Genomic DNA, 18,094 nt, shown 5'->3' with positions numbered 1-18,094 from the left:
TAAAAAAGATTTTTGTAACTTTAAGTAGCGCATTTAACTTTCGAACTATTAAACATTTTTTGTGTAATGAAATCGCCAAAAAAACCTATCCAAAACAAGCCAAGTGGCAAGCCAAATTCTAAGAAAGAAGAAACGGATGAAGAATTAGATGACATCCAAGATGAAAGAAATGTAGATGAGGATGAAGATGTTTTAGACATGCCTCTTGATGACATTGATACGTTCGATAGTTTTGACGACGACGATGATGACGACTACTAGATAGTAATTCTATAAAGATTACCTCAACAAAAGCCCCGAAATTCCGAGGCTTTTGTTATTTTAGCCCCTCACAGTGAGTGTATGAAAGCAGTAATAGTTAGCAATAGTAAAATCCAGCAACATTTTCTTAATATAGTTGAAAAGCTTTACAGTAATGATAAAGCCTATATCAGACCTTTAGATCAAGACGTAGAGAAAGTATTCGATACTGAACAAAATCCATTCTTCAAACACGGACAGTGCGTTAGATGGATTTTTATTGACGACCAGAATAAAATAATTGGTAGAATTGCCGCTTTTGTGAATGAGAAAAAAGCTTACGGCTACGAAGTGCCAACTGGCGGAATTGGCTTTTTTGAATGTATTGATGACCAAGCCGCAGCTAATTTTCTATTTGACACCGCAAAAAGCTGGTTGGAAGAAAAAGGAATGAAAGCGATGGAAGGTCCTATCAACTTTGGCGAGAATGATAGCTTTTGGGGGTTATTGGTAGAAGGCTTTACGTCGGCTTCCTATGGTATGAATTATCATTTGCCCTATTATCTTCAGTTATTTAGCAACTACGGCTTTACTACTGCTTATGAACAAATCACAAACATCATAGATTTAACCATCCCCTTTCCTGCCCGTTTTACAAAAATTGCAAATTGGGTAGCAGCTAAACCTGGTTATTCTTTTGAATATTTTAGAAAGAAAAATGCCGAAAAGTACATTAACGATTTGATGGAAATTTACAATGATGGATGGCAAGATTTTGAGAATTTTGTTCCCATCAAAAAAGAAACTTTGCAAGAAAGTTTTAAGCAAATGGAAGTAATAATGGACGAAAAATTGATTTGGTTTTCTTACGTAGATGGAGAACCAGCATCATTCACTGTGCTGATTCCAGACGCTAACCAAATGATTAAAGACCTAAATGGAAAGTTAGGGTTGTGGGAGAAACTGAAATTTGCTTACAGACGTTGGGTTGGTGTAAGTAGAATGAGGGCCGTTGTGATGGGTACTAAACAGAAATTCCAAAAACACGGTTTAGAGTCTGCATTGTTCATCAAATTAGGAGAACATGTATTGCCTAAAAATCAGTATACTGAATTGGAGCTTTCTTGGGTTGGCGATTTTAATGACAAGATGTTGTCATTACATGAAGCTACTGGTGCTAAATTCGGCAAGAAACATTTGACCTTGAGGAAGACGTTTTAAGATATTTTTTTTATCCGGGTCGTCATTGCGAGGTACGAAGCAATCTTAAAGCCATAGTTTGACGTTGTAAGATTGCTTCGTACCTCGCAATGACGAAATATCAAAGTCCCAACTTATCGTACAAATCAATTACTTTTTTCTGCAACTTTACTACTTCAGCTTCCTTCTCTAAAAGTTGCTTTTTTAGTTCAGCAATTTCCTCTACGACATCTTGAGAAATTGACGTCTTTACTTCCTTTGAAATAATTGAACCCACAGAAACTCCGAAATATTTGGCAATTTGCGCCAACCTAGAAACATTGATATCAGTTTGTCCATTTTCTATTTTAGACAAAGCCGCAACCGAAATTTTCAATGCAGTAGCCACTTCGGTTTGACCTTTAGCTTTTGCTAATCGAAGCTGCTTGATGTTTGCCGCTATTTCCGATATCAACTTCTGATTAGCCAAAACGAATTACTTTGTTTTTAATTCAGTTGCAAATTTTGGTAAATCTAAGCCCGCATAAGTACCAGAACTCATCATCAACAAGTTAGTATTTTGATAATTTAAGCTTTTTAGGTAAGCTTCTAACTTAGCAGCATCGTCGAAATATAGCAAATTATCATCCTCGAAAGCTAACTTAATATCTTGCTCAGTTAAGGGCTGCATTTTCTTTTGTTCAAAGGTTTTGGCATCGATATAAACAATGGCCAAATCAGCATCGCTCATAGCGCCTTTATATTCCTTCAAGAACTCTTTGTTTAAGCTACTGAACGTATGCAGTTCCATAAAAGCCACCAATTTTCTATTGGTAAACTGAGATTTTACCGCATGAATAGTCGCTTTTAACTTCGATGGCGAATGCGCAAAATCTTTATAAACATTGGTTTGATTTACAGCACTAATTAACTCTAAACGTTTTGCAGCACCAGCAAAAGAGCTAATCGCAGCATTGAAACCTTCCTCATCAATTCCCAATTGCGCACATACTTGTTTAGCCGCATTTAGGTTCATCAAGTTATGATCGCCAAATACATTCAAAGGCGTTTGTTGCGGCAATAAATAGCTCACACCATCTTTAACTTCATGCGCAGGAATTCCGTAAGGTATTTTAATCACATCAGCAGCTGACTGCGCTACGGTGTTCTTTAATTCCTCATCCAACTCACAATAAATTAGCTTTCCTTTTGCCGTAATAGTATCGATAAACTTTGCAAACTGTTCTACGTAATCTGCAAAAGTTGGAAACACGTTGATATGGTCCCAAGCAATGCCGCTAATTACAGCAATATTAGCATGATATAAATGGAATTTAGGTCTTCTATCAATCGGTGACGCTAAATATTCATCTCCTTCTATTACCATAATAGGTGCGGTATCAGTTATTTTTACCATCGTGTCAAAACCAGCCAATTGAGCACCAACTAAATAATCGAACTCTTTTTGGTGATAATTCAACACATGTAAAATCATCGAAGTGATAGTCGTTTTACCATGACTTCCTCCAATAACTACTCTAATTTTTTCTTTAGATTGCTCGTAGATGTAGGCAGGGTAAGAATAGATTTTCAAGCCTAATTCCTGCGCCTTCAACAACTCAGGATTATCTACACGAGCGTGCATCCCCAAAATAATAGCATCAATATCTCGAGTAATACGACTTTCATCCCAACCCATTTCAGCTGGCAATAAACCATATTTATCCAGTCGGCTTTTAGAAGGTTCGTAAACTACATCATCAGAACCCGTAACTTCAAAACCTTTTTTGTGTAAAGCGATGGCTAAATTGTGCATTGCCGCACCACCGATGGCTATTAAATGAATTTTCATACCTATCAATTATTGAATGACTGAATTTTGAATGATTGAATTTACATTATGTTTATTCAAAATCCACTCATCCTATCATTCAATTATTTTATAAACTTGGCCGAAACCCAGTTATCTATTTTTTTATGGTTTTGATAAGTTAAACCAAACTGCTCACAATGTGATTTTATGATATCCAAATCTGGCGTTTCGTAAAAACCACTGAAGAAAATTAAACCGCCTTCTTCTAACACAGAAACATAAGTTTCAATTTGGTCTAAAAGGATGTTTCTATTGATGTTAGCTAAAATGATATCAAAAGTTTGTTGTGGAATAGCTTCTTTACTTCCATGCAATGAAACCAAGTTATCGATATGATTTAGTTTTGCGTTTTCGATAGCACTCTCGTAGCAAACTTCGTCATAATCAATCGCTATTACATCTTTTGCTCCTCTTTTTGCTGCCAAAATCCCTAAGATTGCTGTACCAGCACCCATGTCTAAAACCGAAGTTCCAGCAAAATCAGTTTCTAAAATATATTGCATCATCATGGTTGTAGTTTGATGATGACCAGTACCAAAAGACATTTTTGGGTCAATTACAATTTCATATTGATATTGAGGCTGCGCTTCGTGAAAAGTAGCCCTAACGTAACATTCGTCGCTAATAATTAACGGACTGAAATTACTCTCCCACTCTTTATTCCAATTCTCAGAAACAACTTCCTCTACTTCATAATTTGCATTTATCGATTGATGCTCAGCCAAAACAGCTTGAAGTTTAACATCCTCAAATAAACTTTTTTGCACAAAAGCATCAAAGCCATTAGTTGTATCTTCAAAAGTTTCAAAATCGATGTCAGCTAAATCTGCAATTAGCAAGTCTTTCTGATATTCTTCAATTTCACCAAAGGCAAAACTTACTTTTAGGTAGTCCATATTTTAAAAACCATTTAAGGCATATAAGCACATATAAGATTTGCCTATACGCCTTATATGGTCGAAATTTTATATTAAGAATTTAATGCTTTAACAATATCTGTAAAATCACGAGATTTCAAAGAAGCACCGCCAATTAAACCACCGTCAATATCTGGCTGTGAGAACAAATCAGGAGCATTTTTAGCGTTACAACTTCCACCGTATAAAATTGTAGTATCATCAGCTACATTCATTCCGTATTTAGCATCTACTTTAGATCTAATGAAAGCGTGGATATCTTGTGCTTGCTCTGGAGTTGCAGTTAAACCTGTACCGATAGCCCAAACAGGCTCGTAAGCCAATACCACTTTCTCAAAATCTGCTTGACTTAGTCCAAAAACACCTTCTTCCAGTTGTTTCTCAATCACTTGAAAATAACTTCCATTGTTTCTCTCATCTAAAGTTTCGCCAATACAGAAAATTGGAATTAGGCCGTTTGCCAAAGCAGTAACTGTTTTTTCAGCTAATAATTGATTGCTTTCAGCGAAATATTGTCTACGCTCTGAGTGACCGATAATCACATATTCTGCACCTGTAGATTTAATCATTTTTGCAGAAGTTTCGCCAGTGTAAGCACCGTTTTCATTTTGGTGGCAGTTTTGTGCACCAATTTTAACAATACCAGATGACAACTGCGCTAAGCTGTTTAAATGAATAGCTGGAGAACAGATTACAGCAATTTGATCGCCTTTTTTCTCGTCTCTAACCATGTTTACAATTTCAGAGAACAATGAAACACCTTCATTGTAATCATTATTCATTTTCCAGTTTCCTGCAACAATTTGTTTTCTCATTTCTATTTTGGTTTTTATGTTGGAATGCTATAAAGTTTGAAGGTTGTAGTAGAACTTTCAAACTTTTCAACCTCCGTTAAAAGTGTCTATATTCTTTTGTCATCTCAAAAATGTGAGATATAATGTTCTTTTCAGTTTCGTCCAAAGTTAAATCTCTTCGATCATAAACCAATGCAGCCGTCTCCAACATCTTATCTAACGCATAAATATCAAATCCATGTGCGCCACCCCAAGCAAAATCTGGAATAAAGTTGCGAGGGAAACCGCTACCGAAAATGTTAGCACTCACACCAGCTACCGTACCTGTATTAAACATGGTATTAATGGCACATTTAGCGTGGTCTGCCATAATTAAACCGCAGAACTGCAAACCAGTTTTTCTGAAGTTCTCTTTTTCATAATCCCACAAACGCACTTCTCCGTAGTTATTTTTTAAGTTTGAGTTATTGCTATCTGCGCCGATGTTGCACCACTGTCCCATTACAGAGTTACCTAAATACCCCTCATGCCCTTTTGACGAATAACCCCAAATTACAGCATTGTTAATTTCGCCACCTACTCTACTAAAAGGTCCAATGGTTGTTTTCCCATAGATTTTAGCACCCATTTTAACCTGCGAATTATGGCACAAAGCAAACGAGCCTCTTATATGGCAGCCTTCCCAAACCTGACTATTTTTACCTAAGTAAATCGGTCCCTGCAAAGTATTAAAAGTAGAACATTCGGCTACCGCACCATCTTCAACAAAAATATTATCGCCTAAAATGGTATTTGTGCCACTTAACCTTCCAGAAGTTCTCCCTTTGGTAAGCAAGGCAAAATCCTTTTGTAGTTCGATATCATTAAAGCCGAAAATTTGTTCTGGATAATCTATTTTAACAAAACTCGAAAGGTATGCAACCCGTTCTAGGCTATTTAAAGCATCCTGGTAATTAAATGAACTAGCATAATAAGCAATAATTACATCGGCAGCATGCAGAACTTCACCCTCTTTCAAATTACTTACCGCCTCTACCAATTCTTCATCCGGACAAATAGAGCCATTTATAAAAAGGTTAGTATTAGCCAGAGCGTACTTCACATTAAGGTAATCTTGTGTAAGATAGCCAAAATCTGTTTCAAGATATTTTGCCCATTTTTCGGCGATTGTCAAAATGCCTATCCGTAAATCTGCTACAGGGCGTGTAAAAGTTAGAGGTCTTAGCGAAAGCCAAGATTTGTCATCAAAAAGGTTGATTGCCATAAGCAACAAAAATAAAAAAAGTCCCGAAGCTTACGCTTGGGACTTTCAAAAAAATATCATTTAAGCTAAAATTATTTCTTAGCGTAACGGTTTTTGAATTTATCGATACGACCAGCTGTATCTACCAACTTCATTTTACCAGTATAGAACGGGTGTGAAGTGTGAGAAATCTCTAATTTGTAAAGAGGATACTCGTTACCATCTTCCCATTTAATTGTTTCTTTAGTTTCAACACAAGATTTAGTTAAGAAAGAATATTCGTTAGACATATCTTTAAAAACAACGAATCTGTAGCTTGATGGATGCAAATCTTTTTTCATCTTTATTTATTTAATTTATTTTGAAACCTCAGCGCAAGCTTTGCAATTTGCTGGCAAACGATGCTGATGAGTATCTCTTATCTTTTTATTTCTAATTTTAGAGGTGCAAATATCATGATAATTTTTGACATCTACAATAACACAAAAAAGATATTTTCAAATATTCGCTAACAAACATTCAAATATCTTTTACATTTTCAGAAGTTTTGAAGTTGACTCCCCATTTTCTAGAGCTATACAAAAGCCTTTATCCCTTCAAAGCTTGCAAAAAAGGGCTTTTTTCAATACCTTGCGAACTTACCTATTTCAAAAATCCTTAAATTTTATTCATGGAGTTATACTATTCTTTTTCCGTTCTCATCGTTCTCGCCTCTTTTTTTTCGTACATCAATCTTAGATATTTAAAATTACCTTCTACCATCGGCATTATGATTATTGCCATGATATCTTCTATCATTTTGGTAATTACGGGACATTTGTTTCCAGATACTTTTACTCATTTCTCCAATCTTTTACGAGACGTAGATTTTACGGAAGTCTTGATGGGAGCAATGTTAAACTTCCTACTTTTTGCAGGAGCTATACATATTAACCTAAAAGATTTAAAGGAGCAGCGAGGTCCTATTGTGATATTTTCTACAGTAAGTGTAGTTATATCTACGTTTGTAGTAGCTGGAATTGTATTTTACGTAGCTCCTCTTTTGGGACTAGAAATGCCATTTTTATACTGTTTGTTATTTGGAGCTTTGATATCTCCTACCGACCCAATTGCGGTAATGGGTGTTTTAAAGGAAGCCAAAGTAAAAAAATCACTAGAGACCAAAGTTGCCGGAGAATCATTGTTTAATGATGGTGTTGCAGTTGTGGTTTTTGCGGTTATTTTGCAGTTAACACAAAGCAGCGATATGGATATTTCCTTTGGCAACATTTCTTGGTTATTAATCAAAGAAGCTGCTGGCGGATTTATAGTTGGTGCTTTATTAGGTCTTGGTGCATCCAATGCCATGCGTAAAATAGATGATTATAAAGTATCGGTATTGATCACCTTATCTGTAGTAATGGGTGGTTATTTAATTGCCCGAGGAATGCACATCTCTGGTCCGTTAACCATGGTTGCTGCAGGTATTGTAATTGGCAATTATGGCAAAAGAACCGCAATGTCGGCTACAACAAAAGATTATCTGAATAAATTTTGGGAGCTAATTGACGAAATTTTCAATGCAATCTTATTCTTATTCATTGGCTTTGAATTATTGATTATCCCTAACATTACCAATTACTGGATCATGGGCGGTATCAGTATCGTAATTGTGCTGTTTGCTAGATTTGTTTCGATTTACGTACCAGTGAAGTTAATCCCGTTTAAGAATAAATTTAGTAATGGAACTATCAAAGTTTTGGTTTGGGGAGGTTTAAGAGGTGGTGTTTCTATTGCCTTGGCCTTATCTATTGATGAAGGCCCGCATAAGCCAGTAATTTTAGCAATCACTTACTTTATCGTAGTTTTCTCAATTATTGTACAAGGTTTGAGCGTTGGAAAGGTTGCAACTAAAGCACTTTCTAAAGAGGAAGAATAATTTTTAGCACAGTTATTTTTAGACTTACGAAGTATCAAAAACTTCGTAAGTCTTTCGCTAACCATCACTTCGAATACTTATTCCAAATCTCCAATTTTGCTTTTTGCCTAGTAATGTAAGCATCTGCAATTACTTCTCCAGAGCTTGAATTTTCGGCACTTTCCAGTAACTGCTTCAATTTATCTTGGTCTACATCGGCACGATAAAGAATTTGTACCAGTTTAGAAAAATCATCTTCCACTAGATATTCAAAAGCTTTTATTAAAGCCTCTCGCAATTGGTTTTCCGATATATCTTCTGGTAATTCAAAGTCTTTACCTACCATTTTCGCTAACGACATTCCGCTCATCTAATCTCCTGACAAAGTTCTATCAATACCCCATTCGTTGTCTTTGGATGCACGAAGCAAATCAACTTGTTATCCGCACCTTTTTTAGGTTCTTCATTCAGCAACACAAAACCCTCCTTCTTTAACCTTTCCATTTCTGCATAAATATCATCCACATCAAAAGCAATGTGATGTATTCCCTCTCCTTTTTTAGCAATAAACTTGGCAATAGCGCTATCATCAGCTGTGCTAGCTAATAATTCTATTTTATTTTCTCCAGTTTTGAAAAACGCAGTATCCACGTTTTCACTCTCTACTCGCTCTGTTTTATAGCAACTTGTACCTAACAATTGCTCGTACAAATTAGATGCTTTTTGCAAATCGGCTACCGCTATCCCAATGTGTTCTATCTTGTTCATAGATTTAAGGTTATCAGAATGTAAAAATGCAGGTTTTATCTATAGCTTCATAGCCATTATTTATAATTGTTCGCAAAGTTTTTTCGTATCTTTGTAGTGTTAAAGGCTGAAAAGTGTTAAGCGCTCAGCTAAAATTTTAAAAAACAAGATTAGATGGAACTTCCTATTTATTTAGATAATAACGCTACAACACCTCTAGACCCAAGAGTATTAGAAGCAATGTTGCCTTACTTCACCAACAAATTTGGTAATGCAGCTAGCCGTAACCACGCTTTTGGATGGGTTGCTGAAGAAGGTGTAGACTATGCCCGTGAACAAGTTGCAAAATTGATTGGCTGTACAGAAAAAGAAATCATCTTTACTTCTGGTGCTACCGAGGCTGATAACTTGGCGATCAAAGGTGTTTTCGAAATGTATGCTGATAAAGGTAATCACATCATTACTGCTACTACAGAGCACAAAGCTGTTTTAGATACTTGCAAACACTTAGAAAAACAAGGTGCAAGAGTTACTTATTTAAATGTAAAAGAAGATGGTTTAATTGATTTAGCTGAATTAGAAGCTGCAATGACGCCAGAAACCATTTTGGTAACCATCATGTACGGAAATAATGAGATTGGTGTAATTCAACCGATTAAAGAAATTTCTGCTATTGCTCACAAACACGGTGCTTTATTTTTTACTGATGCTACACAAGCAGTAGGTAAAATTCCTGTAGATGTAAACGCTGATGGCATTGACTTAATGGCTTTTAGTGCGCACAAAATGTACGGACCAAAAGGTGTTGGTGCTTTATATGTACGTAGAAAAAATCCAAGAGTTAAGGTGACTTCACAAATGGATGGCGGTGGTCATGAGCGTGGCATGCGTTCGGGAACACTAAACGTACCTGGTATTGTTGGTTTAGGTAAAGCTTGTGAGCTTTGTCGTTTAGAGATGGACGAAGAAGCTAAACGTTTATCCGCTTTGCGTGATAAGTTAGAAAGTGCTTTAACGGTATTGGAAGAAAGTTATGTAAATGGTAACGTACAACATCGTTTACCTCACGTAGCTAATATTTCTTTCAAATATGTTGAGGGTGAAGGCTTAATGATGGCAATGAAAGATTTAGCAGTTTCTTCTGGCTCTGCTTGTACATCTGCTTCATTAGAACCATCTTATGTGTTAAAATCTTTAGGTCTTTCTGATGATTTGGCACACTCTTCGATACGTTTTGGTTTAGGTAGATTTACTACGGAAGAAGAAGTTGATTACGCAATAGAAAACACTAAAAAAGCAGTAAACCACTTAAGAGATCTTTCTCCTCTTTGGGAAATGTTTAAAGAAGGTATCGACTTGAGCAAAATTGAGTGGGCAGAACACTAAGACGAGTTACGATTGTAGATTTACGAATTACGATTTGAAATAGACGATCATTAAATAAATTAAGAATACAACAATTTACGGTGGCAGGAAATCTAAAATCGCAAATCTAAAATCTAAAATATCATGGCATATTCAGAAAAAGTAATTGATCACTATACCAATCCTAGAAACGTTGGTACTTTAAATAAAGACAATAAAAACGTGGGTACTGGTTTAGTAGGTGCTCCAGAGTGTGGCGACGTAATGCGTTTACAAATTGAAGTTGATGATAACAACATGATTACAGATGCTAAATTCAAAACTTTTGGATGTGGCTCTGCGATCGCTTCTTCATCTTTAGCTACAGAGTGGTTAAAAGGTAAATCTATTGACGAGGCTTTGGCTATCGATAACATGGATTTAGTAGAAGAATTGGCTTTACCTCCAGTGAAAATCCACTGTTCGGTATTAGCTGAAGATGCTATCAAATCTGCAATTAACGATTACCGTGTTAAAAACGGAATGGAAGCATTAGAATTGCCTAAATCGCACCACTAATTAGTATTGAGATATGAGTAGTGAGTATTGAGACTCAATACGCTTATCGCAGTACGCAATACTAAAATATCATGATCACTATAACAGATAAAGCAAAAAGCAAAATCGACGAACTAATGCAGGATTCTGAAATGGGTTCTGACTACTTCTTACGTGTTTCGGTAAAAGGTGGTGGTTGCTCTGGTTTGTCTTATAACTTAGATTTCGATAACGAAGAGCAAAAAGGCGATCAGTTTTTCGAAGATCAAGGAATTAGAATTGCGTTGGATATGAAATCTTTCTTGTATCTAGCAGGAACAGAATTAGACTTCACTGATGGCTTAAACGGCAAAGGCTTTAATTTCGTAAACCCTAACGCTAGCCGTACTTGCGGTTGCGGAGAAAGTTTTTCTGTATAGTTTTTCAAATAATATTATACAAAGGCACTGCTTTATAGCGGTGCCTTTTTTGTTTGATCTCCTATTTAAATCCGACAAAAAATACAACTAAGGGCAATGCTTGGTATAAAAATTGAGCTAATTCAATAAAAAAGCCCTTGCCCATGATTTTACAAGCGATACAATCCAAGAATTTTGACGAAGCAAAACAATTACTACAAGCCGGTGAAAAACTAGATCCCTCGGTAAACATCTACACCAAAAGCCAAATTTTCGACACTTTACTTAAAGAAAAACAGTTCGAAATCTTACAGCTTCTCTTCGAAAATAAAGCTATAGAGCTAGACATTTACGAACTCGACAGTTTTAACAACACTATTTTCGACAGGATCTTATACAGCTTAAATACTGATGAAGATTCGTTGGTTTTTCTGGACGATTTCTTTTCGAAAGTTGACAATATTAATGACGAAGTTGCTGGCAAAACACTACTCTCTTATTTTTTTGAAAAAGAAGTGCCATTAGCATTTATATCTAAATTAGTTGATGCTGGCGCAGATATCAACTTTAAAAATAATGCGGAAGAAAGCTACCTGCATCAAGTTGCCAAAACTTATACAAGAAATACCGATTTATTAACCAGTTATATCGAATTTTTGGTTGAACAAGGATTGGATGTTAATTCAGGAAACGTAGTTTTACAAACCCCATTACATCAGGCTATTGATCTTAATAGAAAAGAATTTATTGAGCCGTTATTAAAAGCAGGTGCTGATCCAAATCAATTAAACAAGAATGGAAAAAGTAGTTTTTATTTGGCGATAGCTGAAAAACTTGATCCTGACATGTATCAATTGTTAAAAGAATATGGCAGCCCAGATTTTGACACTTTAACGAAGGATGGAGTAAGCTTATTTTTCGAATATGTGAGAATTAGTTATAGTGGATCGGACAGGGAACTGCAATTGTTAGCTGAACTTTTAAAGGATGGCGCAGATTTATATCAAATCAATTCTCACTACGGAAGAGAAACTACTCCATTAGATTTACTTGCAGAGAAAAAATCTGAGATGCTACAAACCATTCTTGAAAATGGAAATATCGACATCAATAGACAGGATGATGAAGGCAATACACTTTTACATAAAGTATGCGCCTACAACGTAAATTACGAGGCCGAAAAAGCAAAAGAGACTTACAGAAAAGTAAAACTATTACTCGAAAATGGTGCTGATAAAGACATCACTAACAATAAAGACCAAACTGCTTTAGCGCTAGCCAGCGATGATAATTTAAAAATCAAAACAGTAGAATTGCTGATGAAGTAAAATGAACCAATGAGCTAGTGAACTAATGAACAATTAATCATCATTTAACATTCCCATTTATGTCAATGTCATTTATACTTGCCTGCGAATCAGGAAAACGAAAAATAGCTGAATTACTACTCACCAACGGAGAGGCAGATTCAAAATATACCGATGAACGAGGAAGAACTGCACTTCATTACGCTGCCCACCATGGCTTCTTAGATCTGGTAAAAATGCTACTCAATAGCGGAGCTGATGTAAATTACGAAGATCAGGCAGGTGAAACACCTCTGTATTTTGCGCTTTTACAAAAACAGAAGCAAACTGCGTTGTATCTTATAGAAAACGGAGCTAGTACAGAAATTAGAGATCATAAAGGCAATAGCTTAATACATCTCGCTGCGCTTTATGGTCAGATAGAGATTTTGAATAAATTACTGGAAAATGGCCTATCGGCAGACACTGAAAACAATCTTTCAGAAACTGCTTTACTTTTGGCCGCTGGAACTAGAAACCGACAAATTGCAGAAGTCCTTTTAAATAATGGTACCAATGTAAATGCTACCGATAAGCAAGGCAATTCGCCACTATTGATCGCGGTTGCATCTAAAAATTCGCCCATGGTAGAACTGCTATTACAAAACGGAGCAGATATAAACCACAGTAATCATAATGGAGAAAATTCACTTCTACTAGCTTGCTATGATACCAATAGAATGATGATTAAGCTTTTGGTAGAAAATGGAGCCGATGTATTGACGACCAACAAAAATGGCTTGTCGCCTATCTGGTACGCTTGCGCTCATAATCAGAAAGAAGTGGTAGAACTCTTTTTAGATAACGGTGTAGATATAAATTATGCAAAACCAGTAATTTCTTCAGATAATTCTATGTCGTCTTACTTAGATTGGGTTGAAACTGCAACCAACTTAAGTAACGAAGCAAGCTTCTCCTTAAATAACGCATACAGCTACGGTGGTGAAAGTTTAATGCATGTTGCAGCTAAGAGTGGTCACATTAGCATGATTAAATTACTGTTGACTAAAGGTGCCAATGTAAACGTACAAGATGAAAGTGGAAATACGCCACTTCATTACGCTGCTGCCAATGGCAAAAAAGATATGGTGGCAATTCTATTGGAAAACCAGGCCGACCCAACAGTAGTAAATACCAAAGAGCAAAAAGCAATTGATTACGCCAATATCAAAGGCTTTAACGAAATTACAGAACTGCTGATTAAGTATGGACCAGCTAGTGCAGCTGCCAAAGCACCGCAAACGGACAGCAAACCTGAACAAAAACCGACTAACGCAGTAGATAAAAAACAAGCTTTGTTAGATCTAAAAGAATTGTTAGACGCTGGAATTTTAACGCAAGAAGAATTTAATGCAGAAAAAACGAAAATTCTTCAAGGAAGTTAGACAATTAGATATTAAAAAGTCCCGAGGTTAAGTCGGGACTTTTCTTTTTGCTAATTAGCCTCAAAAATTTTATTTCCAAAACTGTCTACCTTATAAGTTCCAATCTTGTTTCCATTTCCATCTTCTACTATTTGATTACCGAAGATGTCTTTTTTATAACGTCTAATCACATTACCGCTACTATCTTCGACAACTTCATTTCCAAAAATATCTGTCTTATATTTCCCTATTACATTACGGTTTCCATCTTCTACAATAAGATTACCAAAGATATCTTTCTTACGCACTAGCTTTACTTCGCCATTTCTACCTTCAATAATTTCGTTGCCAAAAATATCTTTTCTGAATTTAGTTACCACCTTGCCTTTTCCATCTTCTACTACTTCGTTACCGAAAATATCAGTTTTAAATTTGGCAATTGTATTTCCTTTCCCATCTTCTACTACATCATTACCAAATATATCTTTCCGATGTTTCCTTACCACATTGTTCGTTGAACTTTCAACCACCGTATTTCCAAAAATATCCTTCGAATATTTACCCACTTGTTGCCCTCTTCCATCTTCCAAAACTGTGTTACCGAAAATATCCTTTCTGAGCTTTAATAGCGTTTGGCCTTTTTCATCCTCCAGCACATCGTCGCCAAAAATATTTTTTTTAATCTTTCCAACTACATGATGCCGTCCATCAATAATTTCGGTATTTCCAAAAATATCTTTTCGATAAGTGTAGTTATTTGATTTCTTACCTTTTAAAAAACTACCTAAAAGAACCTTTTCTTGAGCAAAGGTTAACTCTACACTAGATAGGCAAAGGAGTACTACAACGACAGCCTTTAAGCCCTGCCACTTATGGAAGAATAGCTTTAATACAACATTTTTCATATTTCAAGTTTTTATTTGTGTGTAAAGCAATGTAGCTAAATTAGTTCCACAAATATTATCGTATCAATTATTTTATAAAGGCATTATTCTCATTTTTACCAACATTTATTCATTCATTTTGTATTATTAATTACAATGCTTTATCATTGTTGGTTCAAAACATCACCAAACATAAATGTAACATGGTATCATTCAACGAATTTTCTACCGTACCTACGCTTTTACGTAACGTCGTTAAAAATATCCATAAACCGGAAGAAACCTTTCTAATCCACAAAAAAGGGGCTAATTGGGAAGAAATATCTTTTAAGGAAACATTGGCTAAAGCTGATGCAGTTGCTGCTTTCTTTCTAGAAAAAGGCATTGTTAAAGGCGACAGACTAGGTTTGATGATGGAAAATTCACCAGAATATGTTTATTACGACCAAGGCATACAGCAAATTGGTGTAATCAATGTTTCTATCTACCCTACCCTTTCCGAGCAGGAAGTAGCTTATATTATCAATGACTCTGGTATTAAAGCAATTTTGGTTGGCAATCCTTTCCTTTTTAGAAAAGTGTTAAAGGTGGCTGATAATTGCCAGGAGTTAAAATATATTATTCCAGCATTTGCTGATTTTGGAAAGATTGTGATACCAGAAGGTTTAAATATTGAAGTAATTGATTACAACACGATATTAGATAGACCTGTATCTGCCGAAGAAACTGTCGAAATTGATAAAAGAAGAGCTGAAGTTCAACCGAATGATGTTTCTTCGTTGATTTATACTTCCGGAACTACAGGAACGCCAAAAGGTGTAATGCTAACCCATTATAACTTCGTAAAAAACGTAGAGGTTTGTTTACAGCAAATCCCAGTAATTGATGAAACAGAAACGTTTTTATCGTTCTTGCCATTATCTCACGTATTTGAGCGTACTGCAACTTACCACGTTTGCTGTGCACAAGGATGTAAAATTGCCTTTGCACAAAGTTTAGAATTGCTCGCTAAAAACATGGGCGAGGTTAGACCAACGGTGATGTCTTGCGTACCTCGTTTATTAGAACGCATACACGATAAGGCGATTAAATCTGGTACCGCAGCAGGCGGCATGAAAGCAAAAATATTCACTTGGGCTATTGAAACAGGTAGTGCTTACCGTGAGAAAAAAGAAGCCGGTAAAAACCCTGGATTGATTTTAAGCGGTAAGAAAGCAATAGCTGAGAAATTGGTGTTCAGCAAGATTAAGGAGAAAACGGGGGGGCGTTTAAAGTTCATGATTTCTGGTGGTGCTGCCCTACCTAAAAACGTGGGTGAGTTTTTCGGAAATTTGGGCATCAAAATATTGGAAGGCTTTGGTTTAACAGAAACTTCGCCGGTAATGGCCGTAACTGAATACCACAGACAAGTTTATGGCACTGTTGGTCGTGTAATTCCGGGCATTGAAATTGGAATTCAGAATGTAGAAACGAAGCAAATCATCAATATCCAAACTCACGATACTTTTAACGAAGAATTTGATTGCGAAGAGGGCGAAATCATTGTTAGAGGTCATTGTGTGATGAAAGGATATTTTAATAAACCTGCGGAAACTGCCGAAGCAATTGATAAAGATAAATGGTTCCACACGGGAGATATTGGTCGCTTTTACAAAGGCAACCTACAAATTACCGACCGACTAAAAAACATGATTGTGAATGCTTACGGCAAGAATGTTTATCCAACACCAGTAGAAAACATTTACCTTAAAAGTCCAAAGATTGAGCAATTATTTTTAATTGGGGATAAGAAGGAATACATTACGGCTATCATTATCCCTAACAGAGAAACTTTACAGGAAACCTTTAATTTAAAAGAAGAGTTTTTCCAACGTGAGGGCGATTTTATTCAAGAAAAAGAAATTAGCGATTGGATTGGCCAAGACATTAAGAAAATTTCTAACGAACTAGCCAAATTTGAACGCATCAAGCATTTTATTGTTAAACGTAATCCGTTTAGCATTGATGAAGGCGAAATTACGCCAACAATGAAAGTGAAGCGTAGAATTGTAGAGAAGAAATATGCACCTGCAATTGCGGAAATGTATGCAAAGGATAGTGCTGAGGTGGAGTAGTTAAAATTGTGAAGACAAAAGCAAGTAAGAAGTTTAAATCTGTAATTTTCTTTCAAATGTTCGACTTTATAAATTCAAATCAGACAAACTTTAGTATCATAGGTCTTACAATATTGATGTTTACACTCTTAGGATTACTTTTATTTTGCTTTTTAGCATTCATAAACTATTACACGAAAGTGTTCATTCAAAAAAAGGATAACTATGAATTTTTAATAAAATTCGTAAATGGCTATTTAACAGGATTTATTCTTGCTGTAATACTTGCTTTTGTTTTATGTCATATTGGACATTCCAGTCAAAAATTAAATAGATTAATAAGCTTAACCGTCGTTTTTTGCATTTTACTAAAGTTAAATTACATTAGACATAAGGTATATTTAAAATAGTTATGAAAATAAGTTCCACTAGTAGGCAATCCTCCCTAGTCGGGATTTGTAACCTGCTGTTCGACATTTGTAATGTCGAACTACCTACAGTGGAATTTGTAATTCCTTATATATATGCTTTAGAATTATAAATCCAATTGCATTTTCATTACCGTTCGGCTTTAGCCAACGGAATAAGAACAACCTATTCTAGACTTTAGCCAAAGCCACATTTGTGGTTAAAGCCAACTATTTAACATCTTTAAACCGTCTGCTAAAACAGACGGCAATGAAATCCCAAATTGTTCGCAGCCGCAATCTAACTTCCTATAATTCCAATATAACGTTTATACTCGGATTAAAAATACTTGAGAAGGCCTAGAAGTTGTAAACTCCGAAGAGCATTTGCTAAAAATCTTGAAGAGCAATGCTCAATGTGTGTGACTAAGGGGTAAACGTTAGCGAGATATCTCCACTAGTACTAACTTTATAAGCCACTCTATTCTTTTCACTTTGATACAATGATGTGGCTACTTCAAGCGTCATTGCTGTTTCTATTTTTCCAGATACAACCTTCAAATTTAAAGTTTGCACTTCGCCCTTATTATACTCCACTTGCATAACATGCGCACTTTTGATATTGTTTTGTGTTTCGATGTTAGTTCCCGAAAGTTGCAAGACCAAAGGAAAAGCAGTTAAATATATACCAGTATCCGCTGTAATGTACAATTTAACTTTTTCTTTAACTACTTCATCTTCTTCCTTTTTACACGACAGTGTTACTGAAAGAAAAAAAATAGCGAGAAGTAATAATTTAGAGAGTTTCAT

At 35.7% G+C, this 18,094-nt stretch carries 19 protein-coding genes; 9 read left to right on the top strand and 10 right to left on the bottom strand.

Annotated elements, in window-relative coordinates; genetic code table 11:
* Window positions 1-66 precede the first annotated feature (66 nt).
* Both AC23ME_RS14160 and AC23ME_RS14155 read left to right on the top strand, forming a co-directional pair.
* Window positions 67-261: a hypothetical protein gene (locus AC23ME_RS14160; protein WP_487728427.1), complete on the top strand. Its 195-nt coding sequence runs from the start codon at window positions 67-69 to the stop codon at window positions 259-261.
* 81 nt (window positions 262-342) lie between these two features.
* Window positions 343-1,461, top strand: a complete 1,119-nt coding sequence (locus AC23ME_RS14155; protein WP_487728426.1) for a GNAT family N-acetyltransferase — start codon at window positions 343-345, stop codon at window positions 1,459-1,461.
* A 100-nt stretch (window positions 1,462-1,561) separates the two neighbouring features.
* Here AC23ME_RS14155 and AC23ME_RS14150 read toward each other — a convergent pair whose 3' ends face one another.
* The 6 genes from AC23ME_RS14150 to AC23ME_RS14125 all read right to left on the bottom strand — a co-directional run bounded on the left by AC23ME_RS14150 (window position 1,562) and on the right by AC23ME_RS14125 (window position 6,587).
* Window positions 1,562-1,909, bottom strand: coding sequence for a helix-turn-helix domain-containing protein (locus tag AC23ME_RS14150; protein ID WP_487728425.1), 348 nt, complete (start codon window positions 1,907-1,909; stop codon window positions 1,562-1,564).
* Between the two features lie 6 nt (window positions 1,910-1,915).
* Window positions 1,916-3,271, bottom strand: coding sequence for a UDP-N-acetylmuramate--L-alanine ligase (locus AC23ME_RS14145; protein WP_487728424.1), 1,356 nt, complete (start codon window positions 3,269-3,271; stop codon window positions 1,916-1,918).
* An 83-nt stretch (window positions 3,272-3,354) separates the two neighbouring features.
* Complete coding sequence (gene prmA, locus AC23ME_RS14140; protein ID WP_487728423.1) at window positions 3,355-4,188, bottom strand: 50S ribosomal protein L11 methyltransferase; 834 nt, start codon at window positions 4,186-4,188, stop codon at window positions 3,355-3,357.
* 74 nt (window positions 4,189-4,262) lie between these two features.
* On the bottom strand, window positions 4,263-5,024 hold the full coding sequence (gene tpiA / locus AC23ME_RS14135) for a triose-phosphate isomerase (RefSeq protein WP_487728422.1): 762 nt from the start codon (window positions 5,022-5,024) through the stop codon (window positions 4,263-4,265).
* A 76-nt stretch (window positions 5,025-5,100) separates the two neighbouring features.
* Window positions 5,101-6,267 (bottom strand): GlmU family protein, encoded by a 1,167-nt coding sequence (locus AC23ME_RS14130; protein ID WP_487728421.1) that lies wholly within the window; start codon window positions 6,265-6,267, stop codon window positions 5,101-5,103.
* A gap of 71 nt (window positions 6,268-6,338) precedes the next feature.
* Window positions 6,339-6,587 (bottom strand): type B 50S ribosomal protein L31, encoded by a 249-nt coding sequence (locus AC23ME_RS14125; RefSeq protein WP_097127424.1) that lies wholly within the window; start codon window positions 6,585-6,587, stop codon window positions 6,339-6,341.
* A gap of 329 nt (window positions 6,588-6,916) precedes the next feature.
* On the opposite strand from AC23ME_RS14125, the gene AC23ME_RS14120 reads away from it, so the two are divergent.
* Window positions 6,917-8,164 carry a cation:proton antiporter gene (locus tag AC23ME_RS14120; protein ID WP_487728420.1) on the top strand — a complete coding sequence of 416 codons (1,248 nt, stop codon included), beginning with the start codon at window positions 6,917-6,919 and terminating at the stop codon, window positions 8,162-8,164.
* Between the two features lie 64 nt (window positions 8,165-8,228).
* Here the strand turns inward: AC23ME_RS14120 and AC23ME_RS14115 are convergent, their stop codons facing one another.
* Together AC23ME_RS14115 and mce are read right to left on the bottom strand one after the other, a co-directional pair.
* Window positions 8,229-8,504: a hypothetical protein gene (locus AC23ME_RS14115; RefSeq protein ID WP_487728419.1), complete on the bottom strand. Its 276-nt coding sequence runs from the start codon at window positions 8,502-8,504 to the stop codon at window positions 8,229-8,231.
* 5 nt (window positions 8,505-8,509) lie between these two features.
* Window positions 8,510-8,911 carry a methylmalonyl-CoA epimerase gene (gene mce, locus AC23ME_RS14110; protein ID WP_487728418.1) on the bottom strand — a complete coding sequence of 134 codons (402 nt, stop codon included), beginning with the start codon at window positions 8,909-8,911 and terminating at the stop codon, window positions 8,510-8,512.
* A 153-nt stretch (window positions 8,912-9,064) separates the two neighbouring features.
* Between mce and AC23ME_RS14105 the strand changes: the two genes are divergently transcribed.
* The 5 genes from AC23ME_RS14105 to AC23ME_RS14085 all read left to right on the top strand — a co-directional run bounded on the left by AC23ME_RS14105 (window position 9,065) and on the right by AC23ME_RS14085 (window position 13,921).
* Complete coding sequence (locus tag AC23ME_RS14105; protein WP_487728417.1) at window positions 9,065-10,276, top strand: IscS subfamily cysteine desulfurase; 1,212 nt, start codon at window positions 9,065-9,067, stop codon at window positions 10,274-10,276.
* A gap of 123 nt (window positions 10,277-10,399) precedes the next feature.
* Window positions 10,400-10,813: a Fe-S cluster assembly scaffold IscU gene (gene iscU / locus AC23ME_RS14100; RefSeq protein ID WP_097127405.1), complete on the top strand. Its 414-nt coding sequence runs from the start codon at window positions 10,400-10,402 to the stop codon at window positions 10,811-10,813.
* Between the two features lie 71 nt (window positions 10,814-10,884).
* Window positions 10,885-11,211 carry a HesB/IscA family protein gene (locus AC23ME_RS14095; protein WP_308849108.1) on the top strand — a complete coding sequence of 109 codons (327 nt, stop codon included), beginning with the start codon at window positions 10,885-10,887 and terminating at the stop codon, window positions 11,209-11,211.
* Window positions 11,212-11,354: 143 nt separating this feature from the next.
* Complete coding sequence (locus tag AC23ME_RS14090; protein ID WP_487728416.1) at window positions 11,355-12,518, top strand: ankyrin repeat domain-containing protein; 1,164 nt, start codon at window positions 11,355-11,357, stop codon at window positions 12,516-12,518.
* 59 nt (window positions 12,519-12,577) lie between these two features.
* The gene (locus AC23ME_RS14085) at window positions 12,578-13,921 is read left to right on the top strand and encodes an ankyrin repeat domain-containing protein (protein WP_487728415.1); all 1,344 of its coding nucleotides are present in this window, start codon (window positions 12,578-12,580) and stop codon (window positions 13,919-13,921) included.
* Between the two features lie 50 nt (window positions 13,922-13,971).
* Here AC23ME_RS14085 and AC23ME_RS14080 read toward each other — a convergent pair whose 3' ends face one another.
* Window positions 13,972-14,805 (bottom strand): hypothetical protein, encoded by an 834-nt coding sequence (locus tag AC23ME_RS14080; RefSeq protein ID WP_487728414.1) that lies wholly within the window; start codon window positions 14,803-14,805, stop codon window positions 13,972-13,974.
* Window positions 14,806-14,987: 182 nt separating this feature from the next.
* Here AC23ME_RS14080 and AC23ME_RS14075 point away from each other — a divergent pair, with 182 nt between their 5' ends.
* A complete protein-coding gene (locus tag AC23ME_RS14075) occupies window positions 14,988-16,898 on the top strand; it encodes an AMP-dependent synthetase/ligase (protein ID WP_487728413.1) in 1,911 nt (636 codons plus the stop codon).
* An 812-nt stretch (window positions 16,899-17,710) separates the two neighbouring features.
* Here AC23ME_RS14075 and AC23ME_RS14070 read toward each other — a convergent pair.
* A complete protein-coding gene (locus AC23ME_RS14070) occupies window positions 17,711-18,094 on the bottom strand; it encodes a hypothetical protein (RefSeq protein ID WP_487728412.1) in 384 nt (127 codons plus the stop codon).

This window comes from Pedobacter sp. T50_32 (genome assembly GCF_057652195.1).
This window is presented reverse-complemented; position numbering and strand designations above follow the sequence as displayed.

Bases quoted from the DNA above. Each gene is read 5' to 3' on its own strand.
- AC23ME_RS14155 (WP_487728426.1), top strand. From the start codon at position 343: ATGAAAGCAGTAATAGTTAGCAATAGTAAAATCCAGCAACATTTTCTT.
- AC23ME_RS14085 (WP_487728415.1), top strand. From the start codon at position 12,578: ATGTCAATGTCATTTATACTTGCCTGCGAATCAGGAAAACGAAAAATA.
- AC23ME_RS14160 (WP_487728427.1), top strand. From the start codon at position 67: ATGAAATCGCCAAAAAAACCTATCCAAAACAAGCCAAGTGGCAAGCCA.
- tpiA (WP_487728422.1), bottom strand. From the start codon at position 5,024: ATGAGAAAACAAATTGTTGCAGGAAACTGGAAAATGAATAATGATTAC.
- AC23ME_RS14080 (WP_487728414.1), bottom strand. From the start codon at position 14,805: ATGAAAAATGTTGTATTAAAGCTATTCTTCCATAAGTGGCAGGGCTTA.
- AC23ME_RS14090 (WP_487728416.1), top strand. From the start codon at position 11,355: ATGATTTTACAAGCGATACAATCCAAGAATTTTGACGAAGCAAAACAA.
- AC23ME_RS14145 (WP_487728424.1), bottom strand. From the start codon at position 3,271: ATGAAAATTCATTTAATAGCCATCGGTGGTGCGGCAATGCACAATTTA.
- AC23ME_RS14075 (WP_487728413.1), top strand. From the start codon at position 14,988: ATGGTATCATTCAACGAATTTTCTACCGTACCTACGCTTTTACGTAAC.
- AC23ME_RS14095 (WP_308849108.1), top strand. From the start codon at position 10,885: ATGATCACTATAACAGATAAAGCAAAAAGCAAAATCGACGAACTAATG.
- AC23ME_RS14125 (WP_097127424.1), bottom strand. From the start codon at position 6,587: ATGAAAAAAGATTTGCATCCATCAAGCTACAGATTCGTTGTTTTTAAA.
- prmA (WP_487728423.1), bottom strand. From the start codon at position 4,188: ATGGACTACCTAAAAGTAAGTTTTGCCTTTGGTGAAATTGAAGAATAT.
- AC23ME_RS14070 (WP_487728412.1), bottom strand. From the start codon at position 18,094: ATGAAACTCTCTAAATTATTACTTCTCGCTATTTTTTTTCTTTCAGTA.
- AC23ME_RS14105 (WP_487728417.1), top strand. From the start codon at position 9,065: ATGGAACTTCCTATTTATTTAGATAATAACGCTACAACACCTCTAGAC.
- mce (WP_487728418.1), bottom strand. From the start codon at position 8,911: ATGAACAAGATAGAACACATTGGGATAGCGGTAGCCGATTTGCAAAAA.
- AC23ME_RS14130 (WP_487728421.1), bottom strand. From the start codon at position 6,267: ATGGCAATCAACCTTTTTGATGACAAATCTTGGCTTTCGCTAAGACCT.
- iscU (WP_097127405.1), top strand. From the start codon at position 10,400: ATGGCATATTCAGAAAAAGTAATTGATCACTATACCAATCCTAGAAAC.
- AC23ME_RS14115 (WP_487728419.1), bottom strand. From the start codon at position 8,504: ATGTCGTTAGCGAAAATGGTAGGTAAAGACTTTGAATTACCAGAAGAT.
- AC23ME_RS14120 (WP_487728420.1), top strand. From the start codon at position 6,917: ATGGAGTTATACTATTCTTTTTCCGTTCTCATCGTTCTCGCCTCTTTT.